This is a genomic window from Mycoplasmopsis pullorum (assembly GCF_001900245.1).
GTDB lineage: Bacteria > Bacillota_I > Bacilli_A > Mycoplasmatales > Metamycoplasmataceae > Mycoplasmopsis > Mycoplasmopsis pullorum.
On sequence record NZ_CP017813.1, the window covers coordinates 25,948 to 41,216 of the forward strand.

At 29.6% G+C, this 15,269-nt stretch carries 14 protein-coding genes and 1 tRNA gene; 8 read left to right on the forward strand and 7 right to left on the reverse strand.

Annotation, left to right across the window (positions count from 1 at the left end; genetic code table 4):
* Positions 1-5: 5 nt before the first annotated feature.
* From BLA55_RS00100 to rpsT, 3 genes are all read right to left on the reverse strand, one after another.
* The gene (locus BLA55_RS00100) at positions 6-1,181 is read right to left on the reverse strand and encodes a hypothetical protein (RefSeq protein ID WP_157089889.1); all 1,176 of its coding nucleotides are present in this window, start codon (positions 1,179-1,181) and stop codon (positions 6-8) included.
* Positions 1,182-1,185: 4 nt separating this feature from the next.
* A complete protein-coding gene (locus BLA55_RS00105; protein ID WP_073372109.1) occupies positions 1,186-3,306 on the reverse strand; it encodes a P68 family surface lipoprotein in 2,121 nt (706 codons plus the stop codon).
* A 291-nt stretch (positions 3,307-3,597) separates the two neighbouring features.
* Entirely contained in the window at positions 3,598-3,858 is a 261-nt protein-coding gene (gene rpsT, locus BLA55_RS00110) for a 30S ribosomal protein S20 (protein WP_073372110.1), read from the reverse strand.
* Positions 3,859-3,985: 127 nt separating this feature from the next.
* Between rpsT and BLA55_RS00115 the strand changes: the two genes are divergently transcribed.
* Positions 3,986-4,204 carry a TM2 domain-containing protein gene (locus tag BLA55_RS00115; protein WP_073372111.1) on the forward strand — a complete coding sequence of 73 codons (219 nt, stop codon included), beginning with the start codon at positions 3,986-3,988 and terminating at the stop codon, positions 4,202-4,204.
* Between the two features lie 156 nt (positions 4,205-4,360).
* On the opposite strand, the gene BLA55_RS00120 is transcribed toward BLA55_RS00115, so the two are convergent.
* A complete protein-coding gene (locus tag BLA55_RS00120) occupies positions 4,361-4,837 on the reverse strand; it encodes a hypothetical protein (RefSeq protein WP_157089890.1) in 477 nt (158 codons plus the stop codon).
* Positions 4,838-5,271: 434 nt separating this feature from the next.
* Between BLA55_RS00120 and BLA55_RS00125 the strand changes: the two genes are divergently transcribed.
* The 4 genes from BLA55_RS00125 (at position 5,272) to BLA55_RS00140 (ending at position 10,101) form a co-directional block, all read left to right on the forward strand.
* Positions 5,272-5,355: transfer RNA gene (locus BLA55_RS00125), tRNA-Leu, on the forward strand.
* 121 nt (positions 5,356-5,476) lie between these two features.
* Positions 5,477-6,886 (forward strand): M17 family metallopeptidase, encoded by a 1,410-nt coding sequence (locus BLA55_RS00130; RefSeq protein ID WP_073372113.1) that lies wholly within the window; start codon positions 5,477-5,479, stop codon positions 6,884-6,886.
* Between the two features lie 200 nt (positions 6,887-7,086).
* Positions 7,087-8,625, forward strand: a complete 1,539-nt coding sequence (locus BLA55_RS00135; RefSeq protein ID WP_073372114.1) for an MATE family efflux transporter — start codon at positions 7,087-7,089, stop codon at positions 8,623-8,625.
* Positions 8,626-8,925: 300 nt separating this feature from the next.
* Entirely contained in the window at positions 8,926-10,101 is a 1,176-nt protein-coding gene (locus BLA55_RS00140; RefSeq protein ID WP_073372115.1) for a hypothetical protein, read from the forward strand.
* A gap of 101 nt (positions 10,102-10,202) precedes the next feature.
* On the opposite strand, the gene BLA55_RS04390 is transcribed toward BLA55_RS00140, so the two are convergent.
* Both BLA55_RS04390 and BLA55_RS04395 read right to left on the reverse strand, forming a co-directional pair.
* On the reverse strand, positions 10,203-10,388 hold the full coding sequence (locus BLA55_RS04390) for a DNA cytosine methyltransferase (protein ID WP_256373990.1): 186 nt from the start codon (positions 10,386-10,388) through the stop codon (positions 10,203-10,205).
* Between the two features lie 3 nt (positions 10,389-10,391).
* On the reverse strand, positions 10,392-10,607 hold the full coding sequence (locus BLA55_RS04395; protein ID WP_235631833.1) for a hypothetical protein: 216 nt from the start codon (positions 10,605-10,607) through the stop codon (positions 10,392-10,394).
* A gap of 6 nt (positions 10,608-10,613) precedes the next feature.
* Here BLA55_RS04395 and BLA55_RS00150 point away from each other — a divergent pair, with 6 nt between their 5' ends.
* The 3 genes from BLA55_RS00150 to BLA55_RS00160 are packed head-to-tail and all read left to right on the forward strand — an operon-like array spanning position 10,614 to position 13,906.
* Complete coding sequence (locus tag BLA55_RS00150; RefSeq protein ID WP_073372116.1) at positions 10,614-11,228, forward strand: DNA topoisomerase; 615 nt, start codon at positions 10,614-10,616, stop codon at positions 11,226-11,228.
* A gap of 33 nt (positions 11,229-11,261) precedes the next feature.
* Positions 11,262-12,845 (forward strand): RNA-binding domain-containing protein, encoded by a 1,584-nt coding sequence (locus BLA55_RS00155; RefSeq protein ID WP_073372117.1) that lies wholly within the window; start codon positions 11,262-11,264, stop codon positions 12,843-12,845.
* Positions 12,833-13,906 carry a DDE-type integrase/transposase/recombinase gene (locus tag BLA55_RS00160; protein WP_084107599.1) on the forward strand — a complete coding sequence of 358 codons (1,074 nt, stop codon included), beginning with the start codon at positions 12,833-12,835 and terminating at the stop codon, positions 13,904-13,906. The genes BLA55_RS00155 and BLA55_RS00160 overlap by 13 nt, the downstream gene beginning before the upstream one ends.
* A gap of 370 nt (positions 13,907-14,276) precedes the next feature.
* Here the strand turns inward: BLA55_RS00160 and BLA55_RS00165 are convergent, their stop codons facing one another.
* Positions 14,277-15,197, reverse strand: coding sequence for a DpnII family type II restriction endonuclease (locus BLA55_RS00165; protein WP_073372118.1), 921 nt, complete (start codon positions 15,195-15,197; stop codon positions 14,277-14,279).
* Positions 15,198-15,269: the final 72 nt, after the last annotated feature.

Below are 15,269 nucleotides of genomic sequence, written 5' to 3' on the forward strand. Positions count from 1 at the left end.
TAATGTTAATTGACATTCTTAATTTTCGAAATTCCATTTAGTTTATAATAATTTTTTCTTGTTTCTAAACCACCAAATTCTGGATTGCTTGGCAACATGAAAAATTCTCTTGCACTACTAAAACTTTTACCGTGTTCACTATAGAAAACAACTAAATCATCAGGTTTTTCAATTCGTTTATTTAAAACATTTTCAATACCATATTTTTCTTTTAGAATATTGTTTACTTTATTTACAGTTTCAGGAGAATAAAAACCTTTTTGATTTATAAAACCATAGTTATATGCATTAGCAATATATGGTGTTGCTAAAAGTTCAAATGAAGGATTTGGTTCATTTTCTTCATTTTTCTTATATGTGTTATATGCAACTACTGTAGTGTCATTAATAATTGGTAAGGTATAACCATTTTTTAAAAGTTCAAGTGCATATAATTTTCACTGACCGCTAGTTTCATCTTGATATAAAATGTGTGTCACATATCTATCATATGATCTTGTCGCTCAATTATCTGCAATTAATTTAACTTTTTTTCCTACTTTTAATACTGATTTAGCAAATTCTGTATCTAATTCTGATAAAGTTCTTTCGATTCGATTAATTTTCAATTTATTTTTCAATATTTCAAGATTAGCTTCTTCAACTGTTACTTGTTTTTGATCACCAGCTTTTTTAGCTTCATCAATTTTTGCTTGTTGAGCATCAAAAATAGCTTGAATTTCTTCTGGTGTTTTTTCTTTTTGTTTGTTAGAGGCTGAAACAAATGGATCCACAACATAAGCTTCAGGAGTATCAATAAATGGAATACGAATATTAATCTGATTTTCAGTAATATGACTTTCCGCTCCTGATTGTTCTTGAGCTAATTTTAAATCATCGAATTTAACTACAACTGTATCTCCATCAATTACTCTAACAATTTCAGCATCAACAGCATGATAGTATTCTCAAAAGTTTTGTGTGACTTCGGTCGAAACACCACTGAAGTAATTATATTTTGTATATTTAATAATTTTATTATCAATGTCTTTGGTTAAATTATCAAAATCAAATTCATTAATTGAAAAAGCTTTGTTAGAAGGAGCACATTGACTTGAAAGCATTGGTACTGCTAGAGTTGTAAGAAAAATACCCGTAGATAGGGTAAGTATTTTTCTTCGTTTATTAACGATTTTGAACATTAAATTATTCAATTCCTCTTCTGAATTTTGCTAATGCTTCAGCAGGTTTAACTTTATTTCCAGTAACAAGACTTTTTGCAGTAGTAGAAATAGCTTTTCTAACTCTATCAGCTTCAGTTGCACCTGGATCTTCTACCAAGAAGTTACTTTCAGGATGTGTAACAAGTGCTTGGAATGCTTTAAAAATTAAGTTGTGTGGTGTACCTTCTTTAGCGAATAAACCTTTTGGTTGGTCAAAGAATTCTTTTGTAGTGTTTAAGTAGTTACCAAATTCATTGAAAATATCGATTGGTTTTTTGTTTGTAAATGTTTGAAACTTATCACTTTTATCTGGATTTTTTCCATTAGGAATTCGCAATTCTTCAACTGTAGTAGAAATAAATCATTCAACAAATTTTCTTGTTTGTTCGTCTTCATTAGCATTAGAGTGAATTCCGATAATAGATGGTCCTTGTCCTACAATGTAACTTTTATCAGATTCTGCTGTAGCTTTTGTAGGTGCCATTAAGTTATAAACTTCATCACTATTAACAAATGAACTTGCAGAAGCTAGTGTAATTTCAAATTCTGCAGGATCAATTAAGTAAAGTTGTTTTTTACCTAATCTAAAGTCGATTTCACCTAATAACTTACTTTTATCACTCAATTGGATTCCTTTAAATGTAACGATTCCTTTTGAATCAGAAGAAACTGCAGTAGAATTAGCATCTGCAACAACAATTACATAGTTTTTACCATTACCAAATGCTTTTAAAGTAGCATCTTGTTCTGCACTTGTTAATTTACCATCGTGTTTTAATTTATCAGGTTTTTGTTTATCATTAGTACTTAAATAAATACTATTTTGATAAGAACCATCGATAAATTTGATACCATCATCGCTAGAAGATTCTACAACGTATAAATTAGTTGTTTTTCTTTCATCATCAGTTAAAATTTCAGTAAGATCATTTTTCTTATCTTTGAATTTAGCGTTAATGAATTTAGCGCCATCAACTTGTGCAGCTTTACCAGATACATAGTTATATGAAACTCCAGCACTTGATCCAATTGTTGCAAGATATTCATGTTTTGAGAAACGAGTTGAACCATATGATCCATCACCATTAATAATTAATGAACTAGTAGAAATAGCTGGATTAAAAATATCAAAAATTTTCTTAATTCCATCATATTCTGCAGTACCTGATTTTTTGTATGATGTAAAGTCAAATCCACCGTAAATTTCAGTACCAGCTGCATTAGTTTTAGGGAATAATGTAATACCGTTTTGTGCAGCACTTGTATAGAAATCATTAGGGAATGAGTCTGTTGAAGCGATGTAAGAAACTTTTTCTGGATTGTAGTATGATCTTACAATTGTAATGAATTTTAAATAATCATTTCAATTACCGAAAGTAGTATCTGAAAGAGTAAATCCTGTTCTTAAGTCTGCTGCTTCGTTTCATGATTTTTCATCAAAAGCACCATCTCATTTTTTATTAATCATAGCTTTATCAGCATCTTCGCTTGCAGATGATCATTTTTCAATAGCTTTATTAATAATTTTATTTGATTCAGATTTATCAACCGCAAGTCCTTTAGCTTCTAAATCTGAAATGATTTTACCTAATAATGGCAAGTTAATTGTTAATATTGAAGTTGATTTTGAAGTAGGAATAAATACAATTTCACCATCATTAATTCCAGCGATTTTTTTGTTAATGTCTAAGAATTGGTCGGCAATATTATCTAAACCACTAATTCCTTTAAAATCTAAACTCATGTCATATTCAGCGATTTCAGCTGCTGCTGCAGGATAGTTAAAGATCAAGTTACCGATTGAACCACTTTTATCACGTGCTTTAAGACCTTGAACAATAGAAGTTGTTGTATATCCACCAACTCTAACTATTTCAATTGGATAAAGATTGTTTGGTGCGACCACATTAGCGTTGTAATAATCAACAATTGCTTGTAGTGCTTTACCTTGTTTATTAGTTTCTGAAAAACCAGAAGTAATAATGATCTTTTTATCATCATTTTGATCAAAACGTCCTTTAGCACCACAAGCTGCTGAAAGCAATGGTGCAGCAAGCATTGAAGCACTCGCAACAGTTAATAAAGTTTTAAATTTTGTTTTCATTTTTCTCCTTGAAATTGATTGCAAATAAATACACAAATAATTATATTATTTATTTCTGTAGTAGTAATCTTGAATTTTTATTCAATTGTGGAAAAAACATGGAAAAAAATAAAAAACGGATTTTAAAGCTAAAAATTACATTTTTTAGTGAAAATTATTTTCGTTTTAGAGTTTCACACAACAGTGGAGAAACATTTTTATATTAAATAAATCAAGCAGAACAAAAATAAAAAAATAAACTATTTGCGAATTCCAAAAAAATTCGGTCATAGTTTATTTAGTGAGTTTAAATTATTTGTTTTTGTTTACAAAATCATCTAAACGTGAGTGTTTTCTAGCACCTTTATTAGCGTGGAAAACACCTTTTTTCACAGCTTTTCCAATTAATGAGTGTGCTAAAGCAACTTTTTCAGCAACTTTTTCATCTTTTGCTAAAACTGCTTCACGTGCAGCTCTAATAGCTTTACGTACACGTGATTTCATAGCAGCGTTTTTAACTCTAGCAGCTTCCATTTTTGAAATGCTTTTGATTTTAGATTTAATATTTGCCATGTTAAACCTCCCTTTTTCATACATTTTTATATATTTTTAAAAATATAGAAAAATCGTGTTTATTATATCAAAAAGACAAAAGAAATGATAAAATTAATTCATATATTAGATGTGAAAAGGAGTCAAAATGACTGTATCAAACAAAAGTCGTGTTGTTCTTGTTATATTGAGTTTCTTCTTAGGAGCATTAGCGATTGATCGATTTTATGCTGGTAGAATTGGATTAGGTATTGCTAAATTATTATTAGGTGTATTTACTTTATATATTTGAAATTTTGTTGATTTTATTTTAGCAGTTGCTGGAAGACAAAAAGATAATTTTGGATTATATATTCAAAACTGATAAACATAAGATACGAAATATTCTAGAGAAATTAAAATTCAAACTCTATTGCACTGCGATAGAGATTTTTTATTAACTAAATTCAATTCAAAAAGTGAAAAAAATCTCCATTTATTTAACGGAGATTACTTTAGCATCACAAAAGTGAAAGTTTGTAGTTTATTTACGCTTAGTTACAATTACAAGCGAACCATCTTGTAAGTCACATTCAACTGGATTGGCTAAATTCAAACTATATAAAATATTTCTAAAATCAAAAATTTGTTCTAAGGAGATTTCTTCAAATTTTTGTTCAGGAATTAAGACGTAATTATTTCCTAAATGACAAATTTTAGTTTTTTTAATAAATTCGACTGGATAATAATCTTTAAGTCATTGCAATAATAAAATATCACTATGATCTAAATCTTTTTCATTAATATGAATTTTAAGATTTTCATCGATGTATCTTTTACGAATTATGTTGAAATTATAAATAAAGTTTTGAATTTCTTTTCTGGTCAAAACAGTTGCAAGAAAAGCACACAAAATAGCTCTATTTTTATTTATCGCATAACTTGTGTTTTTAAATTCTTCAGATTGAAGAAGTTTAATTAATTGTGTTTTTTCTTTTTTTAAATCATGTAATACATTCATAAAAATTGGATATCTTTTATAAAGTACTAAGTATTTAAAATCACAAACATCGTATTCTATTTTTGAGTATAATTCATATAAAAATAGAAAAAAATTAAACTTAATCGTGTTATCAAACAACTTTGGTTTATTCGTGTAAATTCATTTTGCTAAGTGTAATTTTCTAATATTTAAGCACAACATTTGACCTTCTTTTTTATCTACTCATTTTAATTATAGTTTTATATATGCATAAAATGCAAAAAGTGCAAATTAATTGATGAATTTTTGCATTTTATGACATGTTTTTTCATAAAAAAGTCGATTTTGCCTAAAAATTATGAAAATTAATTTATTTTCGTTTTTGTTTCTTGAAATTATATTTAATTTAAAATTAAAGATTTGTTGATGTTGATTTTTATGCTTTTGAAGAATATGATAAAATAATATTACAAGCCCAAGTGGTGGAATGGTAGACGCTGCGGACTCAAAATCCGCTGGAGCAATCCGTGCAGGTTCAAGTCCTGTCTTGGGCACCAGAAAAATTGCGACATTGAGTGTCGTTTTTTTTTTTTTTTGCCTTAGTCAAAATGATTTTCCTTTTAAAAAAAATTTAAAGTATTAAAATTTAATTAATATGAATTAGAAGAAAGGAAAAATATGATTATCAAAGAAATTACATCACAATTAAGAAGTGATTTAATGCAATTAAAAGCGGTTTTTAAAGGTGATGAATATCCAAAAACACTTTTAGAAAAAAATTCACAAATTACTGAATATTTCGATAAAAACGAAGCTTTGGTTTACCTTGGAGAAAAAGGTAAATTAAAATATGACGATGTCTATGCTTTCGCTAAAAACTTAGCAAGTGCTAACACACGTGCTTACCAAGTTAACTTAGACTCATTTGTTGGTGAAGGATTATGCATTAAAGGTGTTGTTAAAGCTTTTGTTGAAGCTATTAACTACACAAATGCACAATTATGAAATGCTAAAACTAAAGAAAAAGAAGTAAAACACGAAATTAGTTTATATTCAAGTGCAAACCAAAGTGAATACGAAAAAGCTTTAACTGAAGCTTTAGTATTATCTCAAGCAGTAAACTTTGTACGTGATTTACAAGTTACACCACCAAATATCTGTAATTCAGAATGATTAGCTGATTTTGTAGCAAATGATTTAAAACAACACGAAAACTTAAAAGTTACTGTTTTAAATAAGGCACAAATCGAAGAGCAAAAAATGGGATTATTACTTTCAGTTAACCGCGGAAGTATGTATGAACCTCGTGTAGTTGTGATTGAATACAACGGAAATCCTGAAAGTGACCAAAAAACTGTTTACGTTGGAAAAGGAATTACATTCGACTCTGGTGGATACAACATCAAAACTGGTGGACACATGTTAGGAATGAAATTCGACATGTCAGGTAGTGCAATTGTAGCCGGAGCTCTTAAAGCGATTGCTCAATTACAACCAAAAGTTAACGTAGCGGCTGTAATGTGTATTACTGACAACCGTGTAAACGGAGACGCTTCATTACCTGATTCAGTATGAACAAGTATGAACGGAAAAACAGTTGAAATCAACAACACAGATGCTGAAGGTCGTTTAGTAATGGCTGATGGATTAACATACGCAGTTAGAAACTTAAAAGCAACTCGTTTAGTTGATGTGGCAACTTTAACCGGAGCTATCTTAGTTGCTTTAGGTTCAACATACACCGGAACATGAGCAACAAGCGAAAAAGCATGAGAAGAATTAAAAGCTGCCGCTGATAAACAACACGAATTAGTTTGAAGAATGCCATTAGACGAAGCATTTGCTAAAGAAATTAGAAACTCAGTTGTTGCTGACTTAAAAAACACTGACTTAAGTGGTCGTGGTGGAGGTAGTTCTTCAGCCGCTATGTTCTTAAAAGAATTCACCGAAGGTGTTGAATACATTCACTTAGACGTTGCCGGAACTGCTGATTTAGGACACAGACCTACCGGAGTTATGGTTAAAACTTTAACTCAATTAGCACTTGGTACTTCTTGCGGATGCTCAAGTAAAAAAGAAGAAAAATAATACTGAGGATATATGTATTTTTTAATACATATATTTTTTATTCTCTTTTTGTGTATCATTGCTAAATTGCAACCGCGACTACTCACAAGTAAAATTTAAGCTAGCGGTTTTGCAAAAAAGAGAAATATTATAAAATTTAAAGTATATATTTTGAATAAGAGATAAGAAATTTAATTAATGTTAGTTTGAAAGGAATATTAATGTTTATGATTCAAAAATGGTTCAAAACTTTTTTTAGTGTTCATTTTCCAGATTCAAAACGACAGTGATGAGAATACTTCATTCACGCTTTTCCGGTTGTTTTATCAGGATTGTGTTTTGCCTTTAATAACTTTGTCGACAACTTCATGGTCTTAACGGTTAATGGTGGTACTTCAGCACTAAGCTTTGCCAACTTCTATACTTCAATCATTTTAGCGATTTTTACCGGAATTGGATTTATCGGTGCTACTTTGGTTGGACAATATTTAGGAGCTGGTAATATTAAGAAAACCCGCGAAGTTATCAGCTTAAGAATTATTCTCAGTGCAATCGTGGTTATTGTCATTTTAGTTTTTGCTTACGCAACTCCACAAGCTATGATTGAATTAGTTGCTGGTCCGCGTAATAATGAATCCGGTCAAAGTTACGATGAAATTGTACGATTGGCACAGGATTATCTAAAATATATTGCAATTGCTTGAATTTTATTAATCTGAACCTTTACATCTGGAAATTTATTACGTGAAATAGGTCTTGGAAAATATTCAATGTACTCGACCATCACAACTTTATGTGTTAATATTACATTCAACTCGATTTTTATGTATGCCCTAAACATGGGGGTTATTGGTGCTGCTTTAGCTAGTGTCATCGCTCGTGTTTCGGCTCTGGTTATGAATTTCTTATTCTTATATATCAAACGTAGAGAATTAAATGTCTTTCCATGACAACTCTTTCATGTTTCACCAATTATTTTTATTCAATTCGTTAAACGTTTTCCGTCAATTCTATTATCTTCAAGTGCTGTTGCATTTAACACCGTAAGACAAATTTTCTACAATAGTGCTCATACTGATAATGCATATAACATTATGAACGTGGCGGTTTTATCAATTACAGCTACTTTTACTGGTATCTTTACTGCAACATTCGCTTCCTTTAGTGCCAATATCACTAAATATGTTGGTATGCATCTAGGTCGTAGTGAATTTGATATTGCTGTTAAAAATGGAAATCAACTCAAAGGATTCCACTTTATGATGCAAGTGTGCATGTCACTCTTTTTCTCAATCTTTCTTTTTATTCTTCCACACATTGGACTCTTTTCAAACTCAGCAATTAAAAACTGAGCTCTTTCAAATCCAAACCAAACTCAAGAAACATTAGAAGCGGTTAAAAAAGTTTATAATGAATATCTAATTGGTACATTGATTATCATGTTAGCTTTTAGTCCATTTTGAGCTTGATTTATCACCAGTGCAAGGTTAATTTCTGCTGGTGGTAGAAATAACGTTATCTCACTCTTAGAATTTATCACTGGCGCCTTACAACTTGCTTGATTAGCTCTTTTAACTTATGTTTTTGTTGCTCCTAATAAATGAGATTTAAACGTTGTTTGATTCTACTTAGTCTTTTTCTTATCAGATATTGTTAAACTTGCAATTTTTGAAATTGTCTACTACAATATTCGTTGAGACCGTAATCTAACTCACGAAAAATTTAATTTTCACAAGAAAAAAGTAGCGAAATCCGAATAAAATTATTAATTTAAAACACACAAGTACAACCGTTGCTTTGTGTGTTTTTTTGTAATTTCCTTAAGGCATCAATCTTTTTTCACTGTAATTTAATTTTGATATTAATTCCTGAAAATATTTGAAAAAATGTACTTTGAAATGAAAATGCGGTAATTTTTTTCATAAAAAAACGAAATTTCATATTTTTCTATGTATTTTTACAAAAAAAAAAAAAAAGGAGCTAGTTGTATAATGTGAATGAAATTGTATTTTACATATAAATTTCAAACTTATTTTTGATCAAAAAAGAGGAAATTATACATGAAAAGATTCAATAAGAAATTATTAATTTTAGGACTAGGTTCAGTTGCTGCTCCTATTGCTATTTCACCAGTTATGTCAGCTGCAAATAATGATTCATCGGAACAAAAAGTTAATGAAGTACTTCAGGCTGTTTATGGTACTCTTGTTGGGATGCCAAATAATAGCATTAGTCAAAAGTACAGTTTAGCAGGTATGTCTTTAGCTGGTACTCAATATTATAAAAATCTTTTTAATAATAAAGTAACAGAAATAAAAACTAAATATGGTGACGGAATTAACTTCGGTGAAAAATATCTTGAAGAATATTGAAATGAGTTTAAGGAAAAACATGATATGGCTATCAGTACAGAACAGACAGCTGAAAATGTTCAAGGTATAATTAATATTGTATCTCATGAAGTTCTACCAGCCGCTTATGAAATGTTAAAACAATATGAAGCTTTAATGGCTATCGAAAGCTTATTAGATACTGATGAAAAAAATGTCGCTCTTTTAAAAGCTAATTCAGAAAGAATTAGTTCAAAATTTCCTTCATCTCCATCTACTTATCATTTATTAATAAAATACATCGAATTAATTAAATTAACAAGTAAAGTGAGTGTCGAAACAGCAGAAAAATTAGCTTCAGATGCATTAGAAGTGAAATTAAGTCAAGATAGACAAATTGAAGAATTAAAAGCTCTTTTAGAAAAAGCAAAAAGTGAAATTGAAAAACTAAAAGAAGCAGGTAAATTAAAAGACCAAGAACTTGCTAAAATTGCTGCTCAACTTGTTGCTCAAAGAGGTGAATATTCAAAACTTTTAGCTGAAAATCAAGCACAGACAAATAAAATTATCGAATTACAAGCTTTAGCTGCTTTAGCAAATGATAATGATTCAAAATTAGTTGATTTCATTAAAGCTGTAAACAACATTTTTAAAGAATTAGACTTAAATTACAACATCGAATTAACAGCCACTGTTGATCAATACAACGACACAATTAAAAAAGCATTAAGCGATCTTCAAAACAAATTATTAGAAACACAAACTGACCTTAATAACCACAAAAATAGTGTAAAGACCAACAATAACTCAACTAGTTGAAAAACACCATTTATCATTTCTACTGTTATAGCTGTATTGCTATTAGCAGCAGTTATTGGTGTTTCTCTTAAAAAATCTAAAAAATAATTTCTTTCAAATAAAAAACACAGAATTAAGTTTCTGTGTTTTTTGTTGTTCCTAGTCTAAAATGGCTATAAATTCAATTCGTTGTTTCTTTGATCAATTATCTACAATGAATTTTGGTCTAACACTTTTAAAATGTTTTGAGAAATTGCATGAATTACTGGTACAGCAACAGAGTTACCAAATTGCTTATATGCTTGCGTGTCGCTCACAGGAATGATAAATTCGCTTGGAAACCCCTGTAAACGACTAGCTTCACGCGGTGTTAATTTACGAGGATTTTTACCAATTTGTTAAATCAAGATTTCACTTTCATCCTTATAATAACGAGCTGAAATAGTATTAGCGTATTCACTTTCTTCATTAAATAAAGAATAACCAAATCCATTTCCGTTCTTAAGGTGTTGTTGTTTACGACTTTGATGACCTTCTCGTAAAGCATCAGAAATGGTATATTTATCATTAACCGACTTTTCTAATATAATGACTTGGTTGCTGCTAAGCTTCACGCAAGTATGGGCTATCCGCTTGTAGAGCAAACCACAAAGGTGATGGTGATATTTGAGGATTTTGAGTTTACCAATAGTAGCAAAGTCATTGTGGGAGAAGGTTTTACAAAGTACATGAAGCAGTATGCAAAGAAAAAAGAAGAAGTCATACTACCAAAGATTGAAGCTAACGAAAACTATGAAATTCAAGCAAGGGAAATCAAAGAAAAGTTCACAAATCCTTCAAAGCACTACACCGAGGATACACTTCTAAAGGCGATGGAGCTTGTGGGAACGGAAGATTTGGAAAAAGGGATTGAAGTGGAGAGAAAAGGAATAGGGACACCTGCCACAAGAGCCGGCATTCTGGAGAGTTTAATCTCTAAAGGATTTGTGGAACGTGATAAAAAGAACCTTCTTGCGACACACAAGGGAGTGGCACTGGTTACCATTGTTTCTGAAGCTTTTAAATCAGCAAAGACCACAGCGGAGCGGGAAACAAAGCTGAGTAAAGTTACTGCTGGGCGTTGGATAAGGCGGTCTTTTTGAAAGAGATTGAAGGTGGTATTCTTGAGGAAATCAGTCATTATCAAAAGTAGCGGTTGTGAAAATAATAGTAATAGGCACAAAGAAATGTTATAATTAAACAAAAATACAAAGGTGAGGTGAGCTATAATGCAGCGTTCTGATATACAGAGAATGGCTCATGATATTTTAGAAAAACAGGTGCTTGAAAATAGCTATATCGAGTATAAGAAATCAGCTCAATTTAAAGATAAAATCTTAAAGACAGCATGTGCTTTTGCAAACAATTACATGAATAATGAGATTGGACTGATTTTTATTGGTGTAGAGGAAGTGGATGATAAAGAAACAAAAGAAAAGGCCATCCCAAAGCGTCCAATCTCCGGCATTAAAGAAGCAATGATTGAGAGTATTGAAAATCGGCTTAAATCATTACTTTCCTACATCACACCTAAAATTAGCTATCAGCTTATTCAAGATAAGATTGATGATGAATACTATATTGTCATTGCTGTTGAGCCAAGCGTAAAAGGGCCATGTCAAACGACCGAGAAAGCTGAAAAGGATAAGGAGATCGGACTTAAATCTGGAAGATATATTCGAGTTTCAAGAGATTCAAAGCTACCCAATACTACAGAAGAATTTGAGCTACTAAAGAAATTTGCAAATTTTAATTTCAGTTCAAGTTTAAATAAAACAGCTACGCTTGATGATTTGAGCTATGAATATATGAAAGAATATCTTACTTTGACAGGAGCCAAAGAGGATCTTAGAAGTCTTTCTAAAATAGAAATGGCAAAGGCATTAGGATTAATTGATGAAAGTGAATATGGTGGATTTAGAGCAAAAAACTTTGCTGTTTTGATGTTTTGCGAAAAACCAAATCGCTTTATTCCTAATGCACAAGTAGAAATCATTCGTGAAATTGATGGAACAGATAAGATGGAGAGAACAACATTCGATGCTCCAGTATGGTTACAAGCAAAGCAGGTTGTTCGCTACTTTCAAGACAATATCATGCGTTCTTATACTTTACGTTATCCAGATCACATGGAACACAAGATTATTTATAACTATCCTGTTTCAGCGTTTGAAGAATTAGCAACAAATGCAATTTTACACAAAGAGTACGATGAGGATGAATATGTTGGAATCTATGTTTATAAAGATAGAATCTCTTTTGTAAATCCGAATCGTCCACTTCCTCCGGTTACAATTGAAGCTTTGAATAAGGAGAGAAGTTTTGATAAAAGAGAGTACCTGAATAAAGAATTAAAAGATATGTTTTATGCTTTAGATTTGATTGAATCATATGGTTCTGGAATCAGAAGGACAAAAGAAGCTATGGAAGCTAATCTTTCCCCTGATATTGTCTTTTTACCAAATGACGATTTAGGAAATTATACAAATGCAATTATTTATATTCAGCCTGAATTCTTAAAGGATCATTTCTTGGCTAGTACTAACCTAGAAACTGGCCTAGAAATTGGAAAAGAAACTTCCATGAGTAAGCAAATTATTGACTTGATGAGTGCAAATCCGCATATTACAATCAAGGAACTCGCAGAAAGGATTGGAGCTTCAATTAATGGTGTGAAGTACAATATTAATCTTCTAAAAGAGAATGGAAGAATCACCAGAAAAGGCTCAACTAAGTCGGGTAAACTAGGACTCGAAATATGGACATTCCATGTTTCGAGTTTTTTTATAGAGTTAGTGAAATGAAACAATTAAAAGAAATACAATGATTAGAATTATTTGAAAAATATCACGATTACAAGAACGGAGTTTTAGGCAAAAATGAATTCGAATCTTTTTATCGCTCAATTAGAGGTGTGAGCTATTTTGATAATAAGTCACGATACACAAGAAAATATTTCGTATCAAAATATAATAGATATAATTTAGGAATGATTGATTTAAACTCACAAACAGGTAAAGCTACTAAAAAAGGAAAAGGTACAGGTCGACCAAAAAAGAGAAAAATAACACCAGTAGAAATTGCTAGAAAAGAATGAGAAAAAATGCCAAAAGAGCAATTAATTGAAATTTTGGAAATCTTTAAAGATTCTTTTGATAAAAATAATATCGAAGTTGACATATCTAAAGTCAGGAAATCATCAATTTCATCAAGACGTTTAAGCGTTACCTTTAATAAATCTAAATCAACTATTCATAACATTAAAAATGGTCAAGAGAAAACTAAGAAATTTGTAATAAATAAGAATAAACATGACGTTCTAATAATCGAAGCATTTAAAAAGAATAAATGCTTGTTTGGAATAGTAAGGTTAGCAAATTATATTAGAGAAAAATATCAAATTTATCTTAATTATAGGACTTTAGGAAGAATTATGAATAGATTAGGATTGTTCTGTGTAATCCGTATAAAAAGAAAACAAAGAGAACAAAAAGATACAAGTGTTAAATTCTTAGATCTTGTTCAGCGTGACTACAATGGTGAAAATAATCAAATAATAGCAACAGACGTTACCTACATTCCTGCACCTAGAGATTGTGTAAACAATTTTGTATTTTTATCTATTGCAATCGACCATAGAAGTAAATATATTGTAAATTACAACATTTCAAAAACAAATGATTTGGAACTTGTTATGAAACATATGTCTAAAATCAAATTTAACAAAAAATGAATAGCACATTCTGACCATGGATTTCAATATTCATCAAAAAAATATTTAGAATCAATTCAAAACAATAATGGTGTAGTTTCTATGGCGAGAATTGGAAATTCATTAGATAACCGAGAAGTTGAATATTTTTCTCAATTTTAAAATCTGAGTGTTTAAAATTAATCGACGTGACAAAGATAAATTTTGCCGAATTAAAATCAATTATCGACAATTTTATACTTTGATACAACAATGAGAGAATTCAATCTTCATTGAAATGAAAAAAACCTCAAGATTTTTGAGGTGTTTGCGGACAATAAATAAGCTTTTTTCCATTTTCGTTGTCCTAGTTTACAAAAAATGGTATTTTATTATTATTTGTTGTTATATTGTAGATTAACTCTAGAAATCGTTGTTTTTGACTAAAAAGCGGGATTTTGTTACTTTGTAAAGAAAAATAAACCAGCAGTTTAAATTTTCCTGATTAGGATTTTATCATTCAGATTATAAAAAAGAATTCTATATATCATTATTATTTTAAATTGAATATTTCTTTTATTTGTTTTCTTAATTCTCCTGATTTTGCTGTTTGATAATTCATTAATAAGATGTTGTTAAAAGCTTTTTCTAGAAGATTTTCTTGCACAGTTTGTCAAAAATAACCGTCTGTTATTAAAATAAATTCTATATTGTTATTATTTAATTCTTGTTTTCTATTTATATAACTATCAATTGTCTCTTGTGGTTTTGAACCAGCAGAACCATAGAAATTAACTTCAATATTTAAAAATGTGTTACCTTTATATAGGATAAAATCAGGTTTTTTACCTGAAATGTTATTGTTTATTCTTATATTGAAATTTTCTAGATTTTTAAACTTATTTTGAACTAATAAATTAATATCGTAATCTTTGCATATAGATTCAATTATTTCTTTGCACATTTCTTCAAAAACTAAACCACTTCTATTTTTTCTACCATTACTATCTAAACCAACCAAAACACCAGTAATATAATCATAAACACTTTTTTCTATAATTTCTTGAAACAATTTTTTTAATCCTATTTTTTCGAAAAATCTATAATATATCTCTTTTTCTTTTTCATTTATACCTTTTTTTGCTTTTTTTATAGAAAAATCAAATTCTTCCACAAAACCATCTTCATTTAAAACCTCAAGGTTTGAATTACCTAATTTTATTCTTTTTCTAGAGTCTTTCGAAATTGCGATTAATAAAGGAAAAACAGTTATTACAGTAGGCACTTTTTCTAGTAATTCAAAAAATTTGTTCTTAAAATCATTGCATTTTATTAATGAATTCATAGCGTTGATTTCAATGCTATTTTCTATTTGACTTGTTACGTTGTCTCAGTTAACAAAATAATCATATTTTTTGTTTTTTGTCAATAAAGTTTTGACAAATAGTTTTTCATTTATTTGATTCTTTTTCATTTTTTAATACCTATTTTTAAGTTTTTTATAAACTAATTATTTTTTTTAATTGTTATATACAATAAATTTTAA